The sequence below is a fragment of the Ruegeria arenilitoris genome, from assembly GCF_013030265.1.
Classification (GTDB): Bacteria; Pseudomonadota; Alphaproteobacteria; order Rhodobacterales; family Rhodobacteraceae; genus Ruegeria; species Ruegeria arenilitoris_E.
Map to the genome: position 1 here is coordinate 443,030 of NZ_WPZQ01000003.1, position 19,751 is coordinate 462,780.

Below are 19,751 nucleotides of genomic sequence, written 5' to 3' on the forward strand. Positions count from 1 at the left end.
CAGAACCGGGATGGTGACTTTGGGTCGAATTGGAAAACTCTTCTTTTTAGAGCTAATAGTCTCAATTCTAGCGTTCTTCAGCGGCGCGATAGATCATCCCTACCACCCGAGATGAGTCGCAATCATCGGTCACAATATCATCCCGCGCCACGCGGATAGCGATCAGTTCCAATTCTAACGCATCATTGTAGTGTTTTATCGGACCACTTGGGGTCTCTTCGGAAACATCCCGATATTCTAGGATCTTATCAATAACGTCTCTGCAAGCGGAAACTACTTCTTCTGGGGCGTAAAACACTAAAGAATTAAAACACTTCCTACTCACAACTAGCGCATCTACAAAAGCACGGCTATCGCCTGCATGTGCTTTTCCAAAGAGATCTATTAAGGAAGCAAAAAAAGCCGCGTACGCGCGGCGCTTTTCAACATCCAACTCAAAGCTTCGATCAAGTTGTTTTTGCCAAGGATAGGCTCGGAATGCAATTATTAGTGCAGTTGCAGAAGCCAACAACGCAGGCCCAATCCACGGGCCAAAATGTCGCATGAAACTAAAGTCACGACACACATTCTCGCACGCCGTGATCACTTCTGCTTCGCTCACCGCGACAAACCACCATGCAGGTTCGGCATATCCAGCGCCGCGAACCCGTAGTGGCGCAGCCACCGCAGGTCGCTATCAAAGAACGCGCGCAAATCTGGGATGCCGTATTTCAGCATCGCCAGACGGTCGATCCCGATGCCAAAGGCAAAGCCCTGATAGACCTCGGGGTCGATGCCACCGGCGGCGATCACCTTGGGGTGGACCATGCCGGACCCCAGAATCTCCATCCAGTCGTCGCCCTCGCCGATCTTTAGCTGACCATTATCCCAAGAACAGCGGATATCGACCTCGGCCGATGGCTCGGTAAAGGGGAAGTGCGAAGCGCGGAAGCGCAGTTCGACATCGTCGACCTCGAAGAACGCCTTCACGAACTCTTCCAGAACCCATTTCAGGTTCGCCATCGAGATGTCTTTGTCGAGGGCCAGCCCCTCGACCTGATGGAACATTGGCGTGTGAGTCTGGTCATAGTCGGCGCGATACACGCCGCCCGGGCAGATCACGCGGATCGGCGCGCCCTGCAGTTCCATCGAGCGGATCTGGACGGGCGAGGTATGGGTGCGCAGCACGTGCGGCGGGCGATTGTCGCCCTCGGCGCGGTGCATGTAGAACGTGTCCATCTCGGCCCGTGCGGGATGGTGGCCGGGGATATTCAGAGCGTCAAAGTTGTGCCAGTCGGTTTCGATCCGCGGCCCTTCGGCCACCGAGAAACCCAGTTCGGCAAAAATCGCGGTCAGCTCCTCGGTCGCCTGACTGACCGGGTGGATCGAGCCCTGACGACGCGCGCGGGTCGGCAGCGTGACGTCCAGCCATTCGGTGCGCAGACGCTCATCAAGTGCTGCATCGGCCAGCGCGGCTTTTTTGGCGGAGAGGGCCGAGTTGATCTCATCCTTCAGGGCGTTCAAGGCGGGGCCTGCGACCTGGCGTTCTTCGGGCGTCATTTTGCCCAGTTCGCGCATCTTCAGCGCGACCTCGCCCTTTTTACCGACAGCCGCGACGCGGATCGCCTCAAGTGTGTTTTCGTCGCCTGCTTCGGCGATCTGACCCAGATATTTTGCCTTAAGATCGTCCATGACGGTCCCCTGAATGCTGTTGAGGCTCTGCTATCACAGCAGTCCGCGAAAGCAAGAGGGCGGAGCGGTGCAATCAGATTGCGTGTAACACTGCCGCCTGAGGGCCGCACTGCACCGGGCGGGTGGTGGCTCCATAGCCGAAGGATCGATCCCACAGTTCGGGGAACAGAGCAAAGAGTTCCTGCGCTGCGGCCTGTTCCAGCCCGGAGATCGCCTGCTGCCCCGGATAAAAGCTTTCAGAAATCAGTCCGGACGTTGAAACCAGCTGATGGCGATCAAAGAAGAGGTGCACGTAACGCACAATTTCGCAGGGAGCGCGAGTCACGGTTGTTCCGTTGATCAACGATTTGGCGGGAACGAGAATCTCGTCCTCTCCAAACAACAATTGCGCCTGCCAACCAGTGATCAGCAGCCGATGTTGAGGCGATACATAGATATCCCTTGTGGCACCCAGCACGCCTGTGCGGATGCGGACCGGCGCGAAACTCCCCACACCTCTGACGGTGCGCCCGCCGACCCAACGAACAGGGCAAACCCCATCGTCAACGGTTGTCACCAAATCGCCGGGAACCAAAGTTTCAACCCGGCGTGGCCCTTCGGGTGTATCCACGAGACTACCCGCAGTGAAACAGGGTGCACCGCTGTCACCTGGGGACAAAGGCGCATGTACCAGAGTATCCGGATCAGGTTGATTAAATTGCAGTGTCGTAGTCGTCTGATTAGGTCCGACAAGCACCGGCAAATTGACCGATGTTTCACCTGCCGCCAGACCATTGACCGCCACGATGTTCTGAGTGCCCCCACCTATGTCATAGAAATCGATGACTTCGCTGGTTGAGGTATTGGTTAGAGCATAAGCTTCGTAATTGTTGGCTCCACCACCGTTCGGATCGGTCAGCAGAATCGGAAAATCATCCGCAGAGATGACATAAACCAGTTCGTTATTGTCCGGATCAACGGTCACTTGAACCAAGGGATGATCCAGTGGAATCTCGATTCCGACCTGCCCATTGGCCTGATAAAAGGAAACCGTAAAATCCGCTGGGTTTTCAGCAGGATTCAGTGAAACCTCGAGAAATTCGGAAACACCCGAACTGGCGGCATAAGCGTTCGAATAGTGAAGTTCGCTGATACGGGCCATGTAATCGCTACACCAAAGGAAACTGGCCCAGATTTATGCCGGAAACAGGGGTTCGTTTCAAGAAACTGGCAAACGAGTACTTAAATACAACTGGTCGGGTTAACCGCGATCACGCAATTGATCCGACCAGCACCATTAGCCAGATCAGTAGCTGAAATCAGGGTATATCCGCGTCAGATCCTGCTGCCAGTCACCATTGTAGTGATCCAGCAGTTCATCGGCAGGGACCTTGCCGGACTCGATGCTTTCCTTCAACGCGTTCAGGAAATGCGTTTCATCCGGTACAAGTCCGCCTGCTCCGGGACGTGCGCGTGCCTTGAGGCCTGCGTCTGCGATCGACACGACCTCACGTGCAAGATCATGCATGCTGATGCCGCCAACTTTCGCCTGCAATCCATCCTTGGCAGCTTCGACGCGCAACGCCTCACGCGTTTCGGCATCCCAGCCTTTGACCAGATCCCACGCAGCATCCAGCGCGCCCTGATCGTAGGTCAGGCCAACCCAGAATGCGGGCAAAGCACATAGCCGACGCCACGGGCCACCATCGGCACCGCGCATTTCCATGAACTTCTTGATCCGCGCCTCGGGGAAAGCCGTGGTCAGGTGGTCGGCCCAATCACTAAGGGTCGGCGTCTCACCCGGCAGCGCGGGCAGTTTGCCTTGCAGGAAGTCACGGAAAGACTGGCCCAGCGCGTCGATATATTTGCCGTCGCGATAGACAAAGTACATCGGCACATCCAGGGCGTACTCGACCCAACGCTCGAACCCGAAGCCTTCCTCGAAAACAAAAGGCAACATACCAGTACGTGCATCATCCAGATGCCGCCAGATATAGCTGCGCCAGCTTTTCTGACCGTTGGGCTTGCCTTCGAAGAACGGAGAATTGGCAAACAGAGCTGTTGCCACAGGCTGCAAGGCCAGCGCAACGCGCAGCTTTTGCACCATATCGGCCTCGGATCCGAAGTCGATATTGACCTGCACGGTGCAGGTCCGGCGCATCATTGCGCGGCCCATGGTGCCGACCTTTTCCATGTAGTCATTCATCAGCACATACCGCCCCTTGGGCATAAGCGGCATGTCCTCATGCTTCCAGATCGGCGCCGCTCCAAGGCCGATGAAACCGACCCCGATCTTGTCAGCGATATCCTTCACATCGCGCAGATGCGCGTTCACCTCGTCACAGGTTTCGTGAATCGTCTCAAGCGGGGCACCGGACAGCTCTAGCTGACCACCCGGCTCAAGCGAGACATTGGCCCCGTCCTTTTGCAGACCGATCAGCTTGCCGCCTTCTTCCAGCGGCTCCCATCCGTGCAGATCACGCAGGCCCTGAAGCACCGCCAGAATCGACCGTTCACCTTCATAGGGCAACGGCTTCAGCGTATCCTTGCAATAGCCGAACTTTTCATGCTCGGTGCCAATGCGCCACTCTTCCTTGGGCTTGCAGCCCGATGCCAGATATTCGGCCAGTTGCTCGTGGCGTTCGATTGGACCGCCGCCTGACTGAGGGATGGACATGAACCGTGCTCCGATCCTGATGTGTCTTGACTTAACGGCCAGTGGTGGGGGGAAACGATGCCGGTGTCAATGCAGCCGCGCATGCGGCGGGCGCATTGGACGTCGTTCCCAAATCACGACCGGATGAACCGATCCACCCTTGAGTTCCGACAACATTTGCTCGGTTTTCAGCCCCGGAAGGCTTGAGAACACATCGAACAGAGCTTCGGCGCCTTCGGCATTCACAGGAATGTGAACCGTCGGCTGGCCCGGCTGATCCAACACCCAATGCGCCGGGTTCGATGTTGGGTCCAGCGCCAGACGCTCGATCTCACCGGTTGCGATGATGCCACCATCCAGCGGACCCATGTAAGTGATTTGCCCTTCGTCAACGGTGACCACACCCGGCCCGCCTGCGCCCATGCGAAAGCGCGCCCGTTGGATACCGATCACTGCCAGAGCTGCCGAGACCGCAACCAGAAGCCAGCCCAACCAGCCCAGCAAACCGCCCGGTCCGTTGATCCAGCTGACACCAAGGATCAGGACAAACCCCGCCGCCAGAACCTCGCGCCAGCGCCAAAGAGCCATCTTGGCTTCGGGTCGGATGAAACTCATGCCGTGTCCTCGGGGTTTTTGAACAGAATCAGGGAATAATGGCCTGCTGGCCGGAACCCTATTGCAATATAGGCACGCGCGGCTGCATCGCTAGCGGCGAAGAGCACTGCGCGTGTCGCACCTTTGGTTCGCGCCTCACACAGATGCAATGCCAATGCCAGTCGCGCGTATCCCCGTCCGCGCAGTTCGGGCGGCGTATAGACTCCGCCGACCTGAACAATCTCCGGCAAACGCGCATTGAACCCGGTCATTCCGGCAGGCTGACCGTCCATCAACAAAACCCGATGAGAGTTGCGGTGAATGTAGGCTGCAATGTCAATTTTTGCCTGCCCTTTTGCACGTTCATCGCCAAAACCCATAGCTTCGACCAAATAGCTTTGTCGCCAACCTTCGGTGATGGACGTGTCAACCTCCCCAAGTGGCACCAACTCAGCCCCGACGGTGTTGGGCATAACCATTTGCTTCAGATCCAGCGAGAAGCCCGGTTCATCGCTATTGAGCGTTGCCGGTCTGTCGTCCCAGCCTGCAAGACGCATAATCCGGCAGACTTGCGTTGCCTCCCCCGCCAATCCAAACAGCTTGCGCCCACGGATGAAGCGAATCGCCTCGTTCAGTTCTTCATCCGAGCATTCTGGACATTGCGGCAGGACCATCCCTTCATTGGTGACAGCAAAAACCGCACGTAGGGCGTCACCCAAAATCCAAATATCCAAAGCCCGCCGGTCCGAACCGCGCAGACCGTAATCCCGCAAATTGGCCAATGGAAACATCGAGGTCTGGATGTGCCGGGACAGAAATTCGTCAATCCGAGGCACATCCCTTTCCTGTGCCGACCGCCAGGTCACGACCAATCCCCCAACGCCTGCTGCCACATGGTCAACGCAGCAACCGCAGCAGTGTCCGCGCGCAGAATGCGCGGGCCCAGACTGACCACATGAGCGAATGGGAGCGCTGCAAGTCGTTTACGCTCTTTCTCAGAAAACCCACCCTCGGGGCCAATCAGGATGGCCCAGGGTTGCCCCGTCTTGTTTCCGCCCAAACGCAGGGCAGAACCAACTTCGGCCTCGTCGCAGAACATCAGCTGACGGTCTTGCGGCCAGTCGTCGAGCATCCGGTCGAGCCGCTGCAACTCCGTAACGTCGGGAACAAAGGTCCCGCCACATTGCTCAGCGGCTTCAACCGCGTGGGCCTGCAGCCGGTCCTGACGAATACGTTCTGAGTTTGTGAACTCCGTCTGGACCGGTACGATCCTTGCCGCGCCCATCTCGACCGATTTTTCGACGATGAAATCCGTGCGTGTCTTTTTGATCGGCGCAAAAAGCAACCACAGATCAGGCGGCAATTGCAGGGGCTTTGACTGCTCGGTACAGGATAATTCTCCGCCGCGTTTTCCAGCCTGAACGACCTCGGCCAGCCATTCACCATCCTGCCCGTTGAACAAGGCGACATGGGCGCCAACAGCCAGACGCATGACACCGAACAGGTAATGGGCCTGCTCGCGCGTCAAATGAACCGATTGCCCCTGCCCCAGCGGGTGCTCTACATACAGCCTGATCTTCGCACTCATGGGACCTTACATATGCAAGGCAATGCCCCAACACCAGATGGTCAGGTCGCCGATGCCGTCACCGGTAACTGGGTCGACACACATGCCCCGGCCTTTGCCCGACCCTATCTGCGCCTGTCGCGCGCCGACCGGCCGATCGGGACATGGCTTTTGCTGATTCCCTGCTGGTGGGGACTTGCACTTGCCATACTCAGCGACGGCAATGCGCGATGGGAGGATTTGTGGATCGCAATCGGCTGCGCCTTAGGAGCGTTTCTGATGCGCGGGGCTGGCTGTACATGGAACGACATCACCGATCGCGATTACGATGGTCAGGTCGAACGCACCCGTTCGCGCCCGATCCCGTCCGGACAAGTCAGCGTTCGGCAGGCGGCTTTCTGGATGATTCTTCAGTGCCTGCTGGCTCTGGCGATTCTGCTGACCTTTAACCGGGCCGCTATCGCCATGGGGGTTTTGTCTCTCTTGCCTGTCACGATTTACCCGTTCGCAAAGCGATTCACTTGGTGGCCGCAGGTCTTTCTGGGTCTGGCCTTTAATTGGGGCGCCTTGTTGGCATGGGCTGCACATACGGGCACGATAGGCTGGCCCGCCATCCTCCTGTACCTGTCCGGCATCGCTTGGACCCTCTTCTATGACACCATCTACGCGCATCAGGATGCCGAAGATGACGAGCTTGTGGGCATCAAATCCACCGCCCGATTGTTCGGAACCGATACCTCCAAATGGCTGAAGTATTTTCTGGTCGCGACCGTGTCTTTGATGGGCCTTGCCATCATCGATGCCGCCGTACCCGGGGCGTCGGTGCTCGCAATCCTTGTTGCCATCGCCGGGCCATGGGCGATGGGCTGGCACATGGCCTGGCAATTGAGGGGTCTGGACATCGAGGACAACGCCAAGCTCTTGCAGTTGTTCCGTTCAAATCGCGATACCGGCCTCATTCCGCTGATCTTCCTTTGCGTCGCCCTGTTGCTCTGATTGCACCTCGGCTCCGGGGTCTGTAAGAGTCCGTGCGACCGGTTGAGGAGTTTCATACCCGCCCATGCGTCTGCCGTACTTTTTCGTCGTCGCCCTGATCTTTCTCGTGTCCGCAGGGTTGTCTCTGCTGGCTGCCAGCTCAGCGGTGACAAAGATCGAAGAAACCTCGGAATTTGCCGTAAGAAAGGCGCTGAACCTCAAGGGCCATGACTGGGCAGAAGTGGAATCCGATGGACTGCGCGTCGTCCTGACAGGCACTGCGCCGGACGAGGCGACTCGGTTCAACGCCCTGACCGCCGCAGGCACCGAGGTCGACACGTCGCGCGTGATTGACGAGATGCAGGTGGCACCGACCGCTGATCTGGCACCGCCCCGGTTCTCGGCCGAAATTCTGCGCAATGACAGCGGCATCTCGGTAATCGGGCTGATCCCAGAAAGCGAAGACCGAGAAGCACTGATGGACAATCTGCAGCGTCTTGACGGTGATGCGGTTGTGTCAGACCTGATGGAAACTGCCGACTACCCCAAACCCCGTGGCTGGGATGATGCGCTGGATTATGCGGTGCAGGCCCTTGCCCGATTGCCACGTGCCAAAATCTCTGCCAGCCCCGGACTGGTCAAAATCACGGCGATTGCGGACAGCCAGCAGGAAAAGGAAAAGCTTGAACAGGACCTGACCCGAGCGGCCCCTCCCAGTTTGCGCATCGGTCTTTCGATCTCGGCCCCGCGCCCGGTTATCACACCGTTTACGCTGCGCTACCTGATTGACGAAACCGGCGGCACATTCGACGCCTGTTCCGCTCAGGACGAAGATGCCCGGGATGCCATTGTGGCTGCAGCCGAGAAGGCTGGTATGACCGGACCATATTCCTGCACCATCGGTTTGGGTGTTCCTTCTCCCAACTGGGATGTGGCGGCAGGTCAGAGCATTCAGGCACTGGCCGACATCGGGCAAGGCTCTGTGACCATGTCTGACGCGGACATCACCCTGATTGCAGCACAGGGTACAGATCCCGCGCTGTTTGATCGGGTTGTGGGCGAGCTGGAGAATGCCTTGCCCGAAGTCTTTGCACTGCACGCCGTCCTGCCTGAGCCAGAAACAGTCGAACAGACAGGCCCTGTCGAGTTCTCAACCACGCGCAGCCCTGAGGGGCTGGTACAGATGCGAGGCCGCATCGGTGACGAAACCACACGGGATATGGTCGACAGCTACGCTCGCGCGGCGTTTGGGTCTGAACAGGTCCATACCGCCACCCGCATCGTGTCAGACCTGCCTGCAGATTGGTCGGTCCGAGTATTGGCGGGACTTGAGGCCTTGGCTCAGTTGCACAATGGGGCTTTGATCGTGACCCCGGATTCCGTTTCCGTATCAGGCGTCAGCCATGACAAAGACGCCAAAGCCCGCATTGCCGGAATGCTCTCTGACAAGCTGGGTGATGCACAGGACTTCGATCTCGCCATCACCTATCAGGAGCCTCCGGAGCCTGAAGATGCCCTGCCTGACCCCGAACTGTGCGAAACGCAGATCGCCGATGTTCAGGGCAGCAGCAAGATCGCATTCGAACCCGGTTCAGCCACCGTGGCAGCGGATTCGCGCGATACGCTCAACCAAATCGCCGAGATTCTGCGCGAATGCGGACCTATCCGGATGGAAATACAGGGTCACACTGATAGTCAGGGCCGTGAAGAAATGAACCAGCAGCTGAGTCAGGCGCGTGCACAATCCATCCTGAATGAGCTGCGCGGCCGCCGGGTGCCGACATCCAGCTATTCAGCAGTCGGCTATGGTGAAACACAGCCCATCGCGGACAACGACACCGAAGAGGGGCGCGAAGAAAACCGCCGCATCGAATTCCGCCTGATCCGCCCCGAACCCGTATCCAATACGGAAACAGGATTGGAAGCGATGGAAGTGACGACCGAGCCTGACGACGCGGAACAGACTGACGAGCAAACAGAAGATAACGCATCTGACGCGGATGCAGAGGACCAGTAAGTTGAACAGAACCGAATTCATCATCGCCACTGCCATCATCCTGTTTGCGGCCTTTTGCATGGGCTGGTTCGCCAACTGGCTGGCGCACCGACTGTCCCGCGTCCGCCAAAGCGACGTGGCCGATCTGGATCGCATGAGTCAGGAATTGCATGAGGCCGAGGAAACCCGGGATCAGGCGATTACCTATCTGCAACAGCGCGAGGCCGAGCTGACCAATCAGCTGACCCAGACCGAAGCAGAACTTGCCGCGGCAATGGATGGCCTGCGCGCAGCCCGGCAAGAGGCCGAAGAGCTTCGCGGTCGGATCAACAACGCAGATTAACTCGGGCCTGGCGGTCCTGTCTCTCAGTTTTCAGTCAGAGACTTCGTACTGACTCGTGGCCTGGATCGGCATCTTTTAGCCGGTTCAAATCGACTCACTTCAGTTTTCCCAACAAATTCAATATCATGAATTGGTACGATTTTGCCTACGCGTACCAGTGTTCACTATCCAGCAAAATTGGAGTGTACCATGAATTTCAAATCAACTTTAAACACCGCGACTATCGTAACTGCCTATTTCGCAACCACAACATTCGCTTCGAGTGATGTCATCCCATCCGAAAACGATACCTTCACCAATTGGGGTGAGGAATCGGGCTGGACCATTTTTGTGGATGAAACACGCGGGTCATGCCTGATCGAACGGATGGACGAAAATCAGAACGTTGTGCAAATGGGTCTGACAAAGGACCACGAGATGGGATATCTCGGTGTGTTCACAAAGAATGACATTGGCCTCAAAGGTAAGAAAGAAGAGATCATTCTGTCACTAGACGGAAATCTGTATTCAGCCGAGGCGCATAAGAAAACCAAGCATCTGGCCGAAGGATATACCGGCGGTTACATCCTGGCGAACAATCCGCAATTCGTCGACGATGTGATGAAGAAATACGATATGACCGTGTTCCCTGAGAAAGAGTTCGCGTTCACCGTGAATTTGGACGGCACGCTCAAAGCCATCGAAGCTGCCCGTAAATGTAATCAGGAACAGACCAGCTGATCCTCTGAAAACCATGCCAGCATCCGTCCAAGGATGCTGGTGCCACAGGCTTACCAGCGGCTCAGCGCGTCTTCATCTTCGTCCTTGGCCGCAACCCAATCCGCCCCGGAAGCAGAGATTTCCTTTTTCCAGAACGGCGCGCGGGACTTGAGGTAATCCATCAGATACTCCGCCGCTTCGAACGCATCCTTACGGTGCGGTGCAGCGGTCGCGACCATCATGATACGATCACCCGGTGCCAAACGCCCGTGCCGATGGATGACCAGAACATCCCCCAATGACCAGCGCGACTTGGCCTCTTCTGCGATTTTGGTAATCGCCCGTTCGGTCATACCCGGGTAGTGTTCGATTTCCATTACGTCGAGGTCGCCCCGAGCCAGATCACGAACAACACCGGTAAACGTCACGATTGCACCATTCGCAGTGTCGCTGGCGGCAAAGGCATTTGCCTCTGCGCCAAGATCGAACTCTTCCTGCTGAACCGCAATGCGCACCGACTTAGCCTCCGGTCATCGGCGGAAAGAACGCAACTTCCCGCACACCCTGAAGAGGCGCGTCAAAGTCGGACAACTCCTGATCCAGTGCAACACGCAGCGCCGACAGATCCGCGAACGCAGCCGCATAACGGTCTTCACGCGCACTGAGCTCTGCCACGAGGTCATTGACTGTCGCAGCCTCGGTCTCGACCTTCTCTTTCGGGAGGCCGATCCGTTCACGCACCCAGGCGAAATACAGTACATCCATCCCTTAACTCTCCTTCAGATGAGGCATGGCTTTACGTAGGTAGTCATAGCCTGTGATCAATGTCAGCGTCGCCGCAATCCACAACAGCCACAATCCGATCCGCCCGGCCCAGAACATGCCTTCCAGCTTCCATGCCAGCCCGTTCACATCTTCGGTCTGCCCGCTGAGGATCTGGTCAATCAACTCAGCATCCATACCGAATGTGGACATCACAAAGTAATGCTCGAATATTCCCTGCGAGAACAGCACGGCGATTGCCACCATCTGTGCCGTAGTCTTCCACTTTGCCAGCTTGGTAACCTTGAGCGTTCCTGCAACATCACCCAGATATTCACGCAGACCCGACACGAACACTTCGCGAAACAGGATAACCGTGGCGGGCAGCACCAGCCATGGCGTCCAGTGTTCGGTTGAATATCCCACAAGGATCATCAAAGCGATCACAACCATCGCCTTATCGGCAATCGGATCCATCATCGCCCCGATCTTGGTTTCCTGCTTCCAGGCACGTGCCAGATAGCCATCGAACCAATCGGTAATAGCGGCTGTCATGAACAGGATCAGAGCAAACCAATCCGCATAGGGACGGGTGAAGTACAGAAACATCACGGCCAGTCCGGGGGCAGCAAGCAACCGCAGGACGGTCAGAATGTTGGGCAAGTTCCATTTCATGAGGCCGACCCTACATTGCTGTTTCAGGACAGAAAAGACAGAGTGATCAAAAACTGCTCGGATCACAGTCGGTTGACCCCGTTCGGGTCAAAGCGTCGCAAGGCTGAACAGTCAACCCGATACTTCTTGGCCTCGGCTACATTTCCGGCCAGATTGCCGACCAGACCGGTCCGAGGCAGGCCGTTACCATCTTCAGGCAGTCGGGACGTCGGACAACATGACAGCACATATTCAAACCGATCCCCGATCGAACCTGATTGGCAGCACCTGGATGATCGCTGCCATGGCGCTTTTCGCACTTGAGGACGCGCTGATAAAAAGCGCCTCTTCCTCGATCCCAATCTGGCAGGTGCTGGTTCTTTTCGGCGCTGGTGGCGCGGTGATCTTTGCGGCAGTCGCCGTGATACGAGGCACCCGGCTGTTCCAACCCGATGTGCTGTCCCGCCCGATGAAGGTGCGGGTGATCTTTGAAATACTCGGGCGGCTTTTCTACGTTCTGGCCATCGCTCTGACGCCTCTGTCTTCGGCCACGGTGATCTTGCAGGCCACTCCTCTGGTCGTTGTCGCCGGGGCTGCGATGTTTTTCGGAGAAACCGTTGGCTGGCGACGGTGGAGCGCGATTCTGATCGGCCTGATCGGCGTGGTGATCATCATCAAACCAACCGGAGACAGTTTCTCTGCCCTGTCGATCCTTGCCGTGTTAGGAATGCTGGGATTTGCCGGGCGCGATCTGGCCAGCCGCGCGGCCCCTGCCACTCTGGGAACCGAGGTTCTGGGGTTTTATGGGTTCCTCTGCATCATCGTCGCCGGATTGGCCTATAGCTTCTGGGAAGGTGCCCCGATGGAACCGCTGACCACACATGTCAGCCTGCACATGTCGGGCGCGATCCTTATGGGGGTGATGGCTTATGCCTCGCTGATGAAAGCCATGCGCACGGGTGAGGTGTCGTCAGTCACGCCATTCCGCTATTCGCGGTTGTTGTTCGGAATTGGACTTGGCGTGGTGATGTTCGACGAGCGACTGGACCAGACAATGTGGATCGGCAGCGCACTGATCGTGGCCTCGGGAATGTACATCCTCTGGCGTGGGCGCAAAGCCTAACCCTTGTCGTGGAAGTAATCATAAACCTTTTGCGCCAAACCCGCTGAGATACCCTCGACCGCCTTCAAATCCGCCAGATTGGCCCGGCTGACCGCTTTGGCACTGCCGAAATGCGCCAGCAAAGCACGTTTACGCGCGGCGCCAACGCCCGGGATTTCATCCAAAGGCGTCGCCCCCACGGCCTTGGCCCGCTTGGCGCGGTGTGTCCCGATTGCAAACCGGTGCGCTTCGTCCCGCAGACGCTGAATGAAGTATAGAACAGGGTCATTTCGCTTCAGGGCAAAGGGCCGTTGCCCGATACGGTGGAACTCTTCCTTGCCGTGGTCGCGGTCGACACCTTTAGCGACACCTACCATCGGGATGTCTTCGACGCCGTGGGCCTGCATGATCTCGTGCACGGCGCTCACCTGCCCGGCTCCGCCATCGATCAACAGAAGATCGGGCCACATCCCTTTTTCCCGGTCCGGGTCTTCTTTCTGAAGACGAGTAAAGCGCCGGGTCAGAACCTCTTTCATCATGCCGAAATCATCGCCCGGGGTCAGATCATCGCCGCGTATGTTGAATTTACGGTAGGCGTTCTTCATGAACCCTTCCGGCCCCGCGACGATCATACCACCTACGGCGTTGGTGCCTTGGATATGCGAGTTATCGTAGACCTCAATCCGATCCGGCGGGCTGTCCAAATCAAACGCCTCGGCCACACCGCGCAACAACTTGGCCTGCGTGGCGCTTTCAGACATGCGACGCGCCAGAGATTCCCGCGCATTGCGTAAGGCACCCGCTACCAGCTCCTGCTTTTCCCCGCGCTGAGGCACAAGGATTTCGACCTTGCGCCCCGCCTTTTCAGTCAACGCCTCCTGCATCAGATCAGCGTTTTCAATCGCATCCGATAGGATCAGCTGCCGGGGCGGTTCCTTGTTGTCGTAGAACTGGCCAAGGAACGCCTCCATCACCTCGGCCGCCGACACATCCGGCCCGACGCGCGGATAGAAATCCTTGTTGCCCCAGTTCTGGTTTGCCCGGATGAAAAACACCTGCACACAGGCCTGCCCGCTGTCCATATAAAGGCCGATCACATCCGCCTCGGCCACGCCGCGCGGGTTGATGCCCTGAGAGGTCTGCACCTGTGTCAGCGCCCGGATACGATCGCGCAGACCGGCGGCACGCTCGAACTCCATCGCCTCGGACGCGGCCATCATCTGTTCGGCCAGTTCCTCTTGCACCTTGGTCGAACGGCCGGACAGGAACCGCTCCGCATCCTTGACACTTTCGCGGTAGTCGGCCTCGGAAATCAGATCAACACAAGGTCCCGAACAGCGTTTGATCTGATAGAGCAGGCACGGCCGCGTCCGACTGTCGAACATGGAATCCGAACAATTGCGCAGCAGGAATGCCTTTTGCAGCTGGTTCAAAGTACGGTTTACGGCCCCGGCACTGGCAAACGGTCCGAAATAAGCGCCCTTCTCTTTCTTCGCCCCGCGATGTTTCTTTATTTGCGGAAAGGCATGATCCTTGGCGACCAGAATATTGGGAAAGCTCTTATCGTCCCGCAGCAACACGTTGTACTTGGGCTTGAGCTGCTTGATCAGGTTCTGCTCGAGCAGCAGAGCCTCAGTCTCGGTCCGCGTCGTCAGGAACATCATCGAGGCCGTTGCCGCGATCATCCGTTCGATCCGGCCTGAATGCCCCGGACGCGCATAGTTGGAAACCCTCGCCTTGAGGTTTCGTGCCTTGCCGACATACAGCACACGACTATCCGCGTCGAGCATACGGTATACGCCCGGCGAACTGTCCAGCGTCTTGAGATAACGCTGAATGCAGGCATAGCCGGTGGGTTGGGAGTCCGAGGTCGTTTCGCTGTGAGAAGTCATGGCTCTCAGATATGATTCTCTGACTATGGCTGCAATCTTGTGTGTCTCAGATCAAGAGAAAACAAATCCACGACTTCTGTGGATAACTGTGCAGATAACTTTCCAGGCGCAACAAAATCCCCTTGAATCTTTGGCCTTTCCTTGAGTTGCACAAAAATTAGGCATCAAATTAACCTATTGTTTTCAAACAAAAGTTTTTTGAATGCGTAGCAAGTGCATGAAAAATAAGACATTTTTGTAACGCGCGGGTAACAGGAATGAGAGCGGTGCAAAACTTGCAGCAGAATTACCTATTCCACACCCAACACATCTGGTGTCTGCCAACCCAAATGCTGACCGCCATCGACGCACAAAAGCTGCCCCGTGACGGCATGTGCATCCAGAAAATAGCCCAGTGCAGCCGTGATATCCGAAGGGTTCGACCCACGTTCAAGGATTGTGTTTTGACGCTGTGCCTTGAAGTGATCTTCGCTCTGCCGATGACCTTGCACCGTAGGGCCGGGGCCAATGGCATTCACACGGATCGCTGGTGTCAGTGCTTGTGCCGCGGTGCGTGTCAGAGCCCACAATCCCATTTTCGCGATCGTGTAGGACATGAACTCCGGGGTCAGTTTGCGCACCCTCATATCGACCATGTTGACGATCAGCCCTGTGGCCTGTGGCTCGCCGTTCTCATCAATCCTGGGCTCCAGCCCCTGTTCTGCCATAGCCTGGGTCAGAACGAACGGCGCCCGCAGATTGCTGTCCAGATGGCGGTCCCAACTTTGTCGAGTCGCCGTTTGGATGTTGTCATACTCGAAGATCGACGCATTGTTCACCAGACAGGTAATCGGTCCACCTAACGCCTCCGCCGCACGCGGCAACAGCGCAGTGACCTGAGCTTCGTCCAGCAGATCAGCCTTCAGAGCGACTGACTGACGCCCCATCTCCTGAACCTCTGACACCGTGTCCAATGCCGGTTGCTCCGAGGAGGCATAGTGAACCGCAACATCAAATCCGCGCTGTGCAAGATACAAAGCCATGGCCCGGCCCAGACGAATACCGGCGCCGGTCACGAGTGCTCGGGTCATGGATCACCTCCTAATGTCAGGTCACGCCAACAGGCTGATAACGTATACGGCGTAGAGCAGTGTCAGGATCAACCCCCAGACACGCGTAATGTCCTGTTTGAAAAACACGAACGGAACCAACAGCAGGGATGCGCCCAGCATGACCCACAGATCAAAGTGCAGGAATTCAGGATCAACAGGGATACGACCGAACAGGGTCGCGATGCCCACGATGGCCAGCAGGTTGAACATGTTCGATCCGATGACGTTGCCAAGCGCCACATCAGCCTGACGCCGCAATGCCGCCATCACCGTTGTCGCCAATTCCGGCAATGACGTACCGACCGCCACCAGCGTCAGACCGATAACCGTTTCACTGACGCCATAGGTCAGCGCAATCTCCGTTGCGTTTTCGACCAGAAGATGCGCCCCCATCGGGAGCCCGATGAGACCCAGGATCAGATAGACCGACACTTTCCAATAGGGCATGTCCGGGTCGGCCTCTTCCAGACCTTCCAGTTCTTCATCGTCAGCACAGGCTTCACCGCAAGCCTTGCGATGCGCGTGCGCCTCGCGGAAGGCGTTCATCAGGACCAGCCCAAGACCCGCCAACAAGATTGCACCGCTGACGAGGTTGAAGACACCGCAGAACGCCAAGGCAATAAACAGAACCGAAGCCAGTAGCATGAAGACATAGTTCTTGCGGCTGTCGCACTCGCTAGTGTGCAGCGTCGCCAGCAAGGCAGGCAGACCCAGAACCAATAAGATATTGGCGGTGTTTGATCCGACGACGTTACCCAGGGCGATACCAGGCGCATTTTCCTTTATCGCGCTAATCGCAATCAGCAATTCCGGCGCTGACGTACCAAAGGCCACAATGGTCAGGCTGACGATGAGCGCCGGGACACCCAGACGCAGGCTCAGGTTGACCGCACCGCGCACCAGCGCATCGCCCGCAAGCAGAAGGATCAGCAACCCAAGGCCAGAAAGCAGCCACGCCGTCATGTCCGGCCTCCTTTTTCGCAGGCGCAGGGGCCTTTGCCGATCTTAAACCGTCCACAACGCGGACATTTTGCCGAATTCAGTCGCTTTTGCCCCGGAAAGCGCAGCTTGCCGAACATCGCCAGTACACCCATGGCGATGAGGAACAGAGTGACCGCCTTGATAATCACGTCACAAACCGAAACGCGCGTATGCCGCCCGCTCCTCGATCCCTGCAATGGCATCCTGTGCCAGTTCGGCACCAAAACGTGACCAGATCGGCTTGCGAACCCCGTAGCGGCGGAATTTCACCTTGTCACCGAACCGCTCCTGCAGTTTCGGCTTTAGATGCGCGACACCCTCGATCAGTCCCAGTTCCTGAGCCCGGCGTGCCAGCCATACCTCACCGTTGAACAGATCGGCACTTTGATCCAGCTTGTCGCCGCGCCGCTCTTTGACGTAGGCAATGAAATTCTCGTGTATGTCGCCAAGCAGCACTTTCAGCCGCGCGACATCTTCCTTTTTCTCTGGCGAGAAAGGGTCGAGCATGGATTTGGACTGGCCTGCGGTATGCACCCGGCGTTCAAACCCCTGTCGCGCCAAAAAGACATGCGCGCCAAATCCGGATGAAATCACACCAATTGATCCGAGGACCGAACTGTCATCGGCCCAGATCTCATCCGCGGACGCAGCAAGCCAGTACCCGCCAGATGCAGCCACATCTTCGACAAAGGCGATGACGGGTACATCAAACTCTTTCGCCAGCCGCCTGATCCGGGCACCGATCAGCGAGCTTTGAACAGGCGAGCCCCCGGGCGAGTTGATTTCAAGCGCCACGGCAACCGGCTTACCCTTGCGGAAAGCTTTTTCCAGAACGGGGGCCAGCGTCGTGTCATTCAACGACGCACGACCGGCCATTCCGATGGCACCGGACAAACGGACCACGGCCACGAATGGCTGCTTTTTGAGAAACGGCAGGCTGAGTTTCATGGATGCCGATGTAGAGCCCCCTAAACCCGTAAACAAGGGACTGAAGGCGCCATAAACGCGACGTGAACTAAATTCACACAGCCGGTGGGCAAAAATGCAACGCCTCTGGCGCTGGTCTAGCTGCGAATGCGCCAGCCTGTTTTGAAGATCCAGCCGATAATGGCCAGGCAAATCCCGGTAAAAGCAAGGATCGCCAGCAGGCTGAGGCCGATCGGTACATCCGCCAGGCCGTAGAAGGACCACCTGAAGCCCGAAATCAGGTACACCACTGGGTTGAACAGAGTGATGGTCTGCCAGATCGGTGGCAGCATTGAGATCGAATAGAACGTTCCGCCGAGAAAAATCAAAGGTGTCACCACCAGCTGAGGCACCAGCGACATCTGTTCAAAATTGCTGGCCCAGATGCCGATGATGAAACCCAACAGGGAAAAGCTGAGACAGGACAGGATCAGGAATGCTGCCATGGCGAACGGGTGTTCTATTCGAATATCCACGAAGAACGTCGCCGTAACCAGAATCACCAATCCGACGAACAGGGATTTCGTTGCCGCCGCACCGACATATCCGATCACGATTTCAATGAAATTGACGGGCGCGGAAAGCAACTCGTAGATCGTTCCCAGGAATTTCGGGAAATAGATTCCGAATGATGCGTTCGAAATCGCAAGCATCACGACCGACAGCATGATCAGGCCGGGAACGATAAAGGCCCCGTAAGAAACCCCCTCGACTTCCTGAATGCGACTGCCAATGGCGGTGCCAAAGACCACAAAATAGAGTGAAGTGGACAGAACGGGCGAGATGAAGCTCTGCGCCAGTGTGCGGAAGAACCGGGCCATTTCGAACCGGTAGATGGCGGCGATTGCAGACCAATTCATGCGGGCTCTCCCGACACCAGATTGACAAAAATTTCCTCAAGGCTTGATTGCCGGGTCTGAACGTCACGCAAAACCAACCCGGCCTGCGCCACATCGTTCAATAATGTGGTGATGCCCGTACGTTCGGCATTGGTGTCATAGGTATAGACCAACATGTCTCCCCGCCCGTTCAGCGACAGGTTATGGGCAGACAGGCAATCGGGAATCGCCGAGATGGGTTCATTCAACATGACCTCGATCTGCTTTTTGCCCATCTGAGCCATCAGCTTGTCTTTTTCCTGCACCAGCAGCAGCTCGCCCTTGTCGATGACACCAACACGGTCGGCAATCGCCTCGGCCTCTTCGATATAGTGCGTGGTCAGAATAATGGTCACACCGCTGGCCTTCAGTTCGGCGACGATATCCCACATGTCCTTGCGCAGTTCGACGTCAACGCCTGCGGTGGGTTCATCCAGAAACAGCACGCGTGGCTCATGCGACAGTGCTTTGGCGATCAGCACCCGGCGCTTCATCCCGCCCGACAGCTCTTTGATCGCGTTCTTGCGCTTGTCCCACAAAGACAGTTTGCGCAGGATTTCCTCGATCCGCGCGCTGTCATTGCCATATCCGAACAGACCGCGAGAGAACCGAACCGTATTCCAGACCTTTTCAAAAGGCTCCAGTGCGATTTCTTGAGGCACCAGCCCGATCATGCGGCGAGCCGCGCGAAACTCTGTCTGGATATCGTGCCCACCAACAGTAACCGAACCCGAGGTTGGCGTGGTGATGCCGCAGATGGTTGAAATCAGGGTTGTTTTGCCCGCGCCATTCGGTCCGAGCAGAGCCAGGATTTCACCCTCTTCGATATCCAGCGATACGCCTTTCAGCGCTTCGAAACCATCGGCATAGGATTTGCGAAGGTTCTTGATAGACAGAATTGTCGACATGCGTTTCCTCGTTCTGGCGGGGACCCTATCGCGCCGG

At 57.0% G+C, this 19,751-nt stretch carries 21 protein-coding genes; 5 read left to right on the forward strand and 16 right to left on the reverse strand.

Going from position 1 to position 19,751, the window contains the following annotated elements; all coding sequences use genetic code 11:
- Positions 1-67 precede the first annotated feature (67 nt).
- The 7 genes from GOX61_RS07480 to GOX61_RS07510 form a co-directional block, all read right to left on the reverse strand.
- Positions 68-601 (reverse strand): hypothetical protein, encoded by a 534-nt coding sequence (locus tag GOX61_RS07480; RefSeq protein ID WP_170332523.1) that lies wholly within the window; start codon positions 599-601, stop codon positions 68-70.
- Positions 598-1,671: a phenylalanine--tRNA ligase subunit alpha gene (pheS, locus tag GOX61_RS07485; protein WP_170332526.1), complete on the reverse strand. Its 1,074-nt coding sequence runs from the start codon at positions 1,669-1,671 to the stop codon at positions 598-600. Before pheS ends, GOX61_RS07480 begins: the two co-directional genes overlap by 4 nt.
- Before the next feature lie 73 nt (positions 1,672-1,744).
- Positions 1,745-2,812: a Hint domain-containing protein gene (locus GOX61_RS07490; RefSeq protein ID WP_170332528.1), complete on the reverse strand. Its 1,068-nt coding sequence runs from the start codon at positions 2,810-2,812 to the stop codon at positions 1,745-1,747.
- Between the two features lie 144 nt (positions 2,813-2,956).
- Positions 2,957-4,327 carry a glutamate--cysteine ligase gene (locus GOX61_RS07495; protein WP_170332530.1) on the reverse strand — a complete coding sequence of 457 codons (1,371 nt, stop codon included), beginning with the start codon at positions 4,325-4,327 and terminating at the stop codon, positions 2,957-2,959.
- A 66-nt stretch (positions 4,328-4,393) separates the two neighbouring features.
- Positions 4,394-4,921 (reverse strand): hypothetical protein, encoded by a 528-nt coding sequence (locus GOX61_RS07500; RefSeq protein WP_170332532.1) that lies wholly within the window; start codon positions 4,919-4,921, stop codon positions 4,394-4,396.
- Positions 4,918-5,766, reverse strand: a complete 849-nt coding sequence (locus GOX61_RS07505; protein WP_367646947.1) for a GNAT family N-acetyltransferase — start codon at positions 5,764-5,766, stop codon at positions 4,918-4,920. The genes GOX61_RS07500 and GOX61_RS07505 overlap by 4 nt, the downstream gene beginning before the upstream one ends.
- Positions 5,763-6,488, reverse strand: a complete 726-nt coding sequence (locus tag GOX61_RS07510; protein ID WP_170332534.1) for a 16S rRNA (uracil(1498)-N(3))-methyltransferase — start codon at positions 6,486-6,488, stop codon at positions 5,763-5,765. The genes GOX61_RS07505 and GOX61_RS07510 overlap by 4 nt, the downstream gene beginning before the upstream one ends.
- A 12-nt stretch (positions 6,489-6,500) precedes the next feature.
- Here GOX61_RS07510 and ubiA point away from each other — a divergent pair, with 12 nt between their 5' ends.
- The 4 genes from ubiA to GOX61_RS07530 all read left to right on the forward strand — a co-directional run bounded on the left by ubiA (position 6,501) and on the right by GOX61_RS07530 (position 10,501).
- Positions 6,501-7,463: a 4-hydroxybenzoate octaprenyltransferase gene (gene ubiA / locus GOX61_RS07515; protein ID WP_170332536.1), complete on the forward strand. Its 963-nt coding sequence runs from the start codon at positions 6,501-6,503 to the stop codon at positions 7,461-7,463.
- Positions 7,464-7,527: 64 nt separating this feature from the next.
- Positions 7,528-9,459 (forward strand): OmpA family protein, encoded by a 1,932-nt coding sequence (locus GOX61_RS07520; protein WP_170332537.1) that lies wholly within the window; start codon positions 7,528-7,530, stop codon positions 9,457-9,459.
- Position 9,460: 1 nt separating this feature from the next.
- Complete coding sequence (locus tag GOX61_RS07525; protein ID WP_050603973.1) at positions 9,461-9,781, forward strand: hypothetical protein; 321 nt, start codon at positions 9,461-9,463, stop codon at positions 9,779-9,781.
- A 189-nt stretch (positions 9,782-9,970) separates the two neighbouring features.
- Positions 9,971-10,501: a hypothetical protein gene (locus GOX61_RS07530; protein WP_170332539.1), complete on the forward strand. Its 531-nt coding sequence runs from the start codon at positions 9,971-9,973 to the stop codon at positions 10,499-10,501.
- Positions 10,502-10,551: 50 nt separating this feature from the next.
- On the opposite strand, the gene GOX61_RS07535 is transcribed toward GOX61_RS07530, so the two are convergent.
- From GOX61_RS07535 to pgsA, 3 genes are read right to left on the reverse strand one after another with little or no spacing between them, the layout of a single operon-like run.
- On the reverse strand, positions 10,552-10,995 hold the full coding sequence (locus tag GOX61_RS07535) for a molybdenum cofactor biosynthesis protein MoaE (protein ID WP_170332541.1): 444 nt from the start codon (positions 10,993-10,995) through the stop codon (positions 10,552-10,554).
- A gap of 4 nt (positions 10,996-10,999) precedes the next feature.
- Positions 11,000-11,245: a molybdopterin converting factor subunit 1 gene (gene moaD, locus GOX61_RS07540; protein ID WP_155142126.1), complete on the reverse strand. Its 246-nt coding sequence runs from the start codon at positions 11,243-11,245 to the stop codon at positions 11,000-11,002.
- 3 nt (positions 11,246-11,248) lie between these two features.
- Positions 11,249-11,917, reverse strand: coding sequence for a CDP-diacylglycerol--glycerol-3-phosphate 3-phosphatidyltransferase (gene pgsA, locus GOX61_RS07545; protein ID WP_155142128.1), 669 nt, complete (start codon positions 11,915-11,917; stop codon positions 11,249-11,251).
- A 217-nt stretch (positions 11,918-12,134) separates the two neighbouring features.
- On the opposite strand from pgsA, the gene GOX61_RS07550 reads away from it, so the two are divergent.
- A complete protein-coding gene (locus tag GOX61_RS07550) occupies positions 12,135-13,019 on the forward strand; it encodes a DMT family transporter (RefSeq protein ID WP_170332543.1) in 885 nt (294 codons plus the stop codon).
- On the opposite strand, the gene uvrC is transcribed toward GOX61_RS07550, so the two are convergent.
- From uvrC to GOX61_RS07580, 6 genes are all read right to left on the reverse strand, one after another.
- A complete protein-coding gene (gene uvrC / locus GOX61_RS07555) occupies positions 13,016-14,890 on the reverse strand; it encodes an excinuclease ABC subunit UvrC (protein WP_155142132.1) in 1,875 nt (624 codons plus the stop codon). The genes GOX61_RS07550 and uvrC overlap by 4 nt on opposite strands.
- 290 nt (positions 14,891-15,180) lie before the next feature.
- On the reverse strand, positions 15,181-15,960 hold the full coding sequence (locus tag GOX61_RS07560) for an SDR family oxidoreductase (protein WP_170332546.1): 780 nt from the start codon (positions 15,958-15,960) through the stop codon (positions 15,181-15,183).
- A 21-nt stretch (positions 15,961-15,981) separates the two neighbouring features.
- Positions 15,982-16,944 (reverse strand): calcium/sodium antiporter, encoded by a 963-nt coding sequence (locus GOX61_RS07565; RefSeq protein ID WP_170332549.1) that lies wholly within the window; start codon positions 16,942-16,944, stop codon positions 15,982-15,984.
- A gap of 168 nt (positions 16,945-17,112) precedes the next feature.
- Positions 17,113-17,910, reverse strand: a complete 798-nt coding sequence (locus GOX61_RS07570; protein ID WP_170332551.1) for a S49 family peptidase — start codon at positions 17,908-17,910, stop codon at positions 17,113-17,115.
- A 116-nt stretch (positions 17,911-18,026) separates the two neighbouring features.
- Positions 18,027-18,788 carry an ABC transporter permease gene (locus GOX61_RS07575; protein WP_155142142.1) on the reverse strand — a complete coding sequence of 254 codons (762 nt, stop codon included), beginning with the start codon at positions 18,786-18,788 and terminating at the stop codon, positions 18,027-18,029.
- Entirely contained in the window at positions 18,785-19,714 is a 930-nt protein-coding gene (locus tag GOX61_RS07580; RefSeq protein WP_170332553.1) for an ABC transporter ATP-binding protein, read from the reverse strand. The genes GOX61_RS07575 and GOX61_RS07580 overlap by 4 nt, the downstream gene beginning before the upstream one ends.
- Positions 19,715-19,751 lie beyond the last annotated feature (37 nt).

Excerpts from the sequence above, each read along its gene's own strand:
- pheS (WP_170332526.1), bottom strand. The coding sequence starts at position 1,671 with ATGGACGATCTTAAGGCAAAATATCTGGGTCAGATCGCCGAAGCAGGC.
- GOX61_RS07490 (WP_170332528.1), bottom strand. The coding sequence starts at position 2,812 with ATGGCCCGTATCAGCGAACTTCACTATTCGAACGCTTATGCCGCCAGT.
- GOX61_RS07495 (WP_170332530.1), bottom strand. The coding sequence starts at position 4,327 with ATGTCCATCCCTCAGTCAGGCGGCGGTCCAATCGAACGCCACGAGCAA.
- GOX61_RS07500 (WP_170332532.1), bottom strand. The coding sequence starts at position 4,921 with ATGAGTTTCATCCGACCCGAAGCCAAGATGGCTCTTTGGCGCTGGCGC.
- GOX61_RS07510 (WP_170332534.1), bottom strand. The coding sequence starts at position 6,488 with ATGAGTGCGAAGATCAGGCTGTATGTAGAGCACCCGCTGGGGCAGGGG.
- ubiA (WP_170332536.1), top strand. The coding sequence starts at position 6,501 with ATGCAAGGCAATGCCCCAACACCAGATGGTCAGGTCGCCGATGCCGTC.
- GOX61_RS07520 (WP_170332537.1), top strand. The coding sequence starts at position 7,528 with ATGCGTCTGCCGTACTTTTTCGTCGTCGCCCTGATCTTTCTCGTGTCC.
- GOX61_RS07530 (WP_170332539.1), top strand. The coding sequence starts at position 9,971 with ATGAATTTCAAATCAACTTTAAACACCGCGACTATCGTAACTGCCTAT.
- moaD (WP_155142126.1), bottom strand. The coding sequence starts at position 11,245 with ATGGATGTACTGTATTTCGCCTGGGTGCGTGAACGGATCGGCCTCCCG.
- pgsA (WP_155142128.1), bottom strand. The coding sequence starts at position 11,917 with ATGAAATGGAACTTGCCCAACATTCTGACCGTCCTGCGGTTGCTTGCT.
- GOX61_RS07550 (WP_170332543.1), top strand. The coding sequence starts at position 12,135 with ATGACAGCACATATTCAAACCGATCCCCGATCGAACCTGATTGGCAGC.
- uvrC (WP_155142132.1), bottom strand. The coding sequence starts at position 14,890 with ATGACTTCTCACAGCGAAACGACCTCGGACTCCCAACCCACCGGCTAT.
- GOX61_RS07560 (WP_170332546.1), bottom strand. The coding sequence starts at position 15,960 with ATGACCCGAGCACTCGTGACCGGCGCCGGTATTCGTCTGGGCCGGGCC.
- GOX61_RS07565 (WP_170332549.1), bottom strand. The coding sequence starts at position 16,944 with ATGACGGCGTGGCTGCTTTCTGGCCTTGGGTTGCTGATCCTTCTGCTT.
- GOX61_RS07570 (WP_170332551.1), bottom strand. The coding sequence starts at position 17,910 with ATGAAACTCAGCCTGCCGTTTCTCAAAAAGCAGCCATTCGTGGCCGTG.
- GOX61_RS07575 (WP_155142142.1), bottom strand. The coding sequence starts at position 18,788 with ATGAATTGGTCTGCAATCGCCGCCATCTACCGGTTCGAAATGGCCCGG.
- GOX61_RS07580 (WP_170332553.1), bottom strand. The coding sequence starts at position 19,714 with ATGTCGACAATTCTGTCTATCAAGAACCTTCGCAAATCCTATGCCGAT.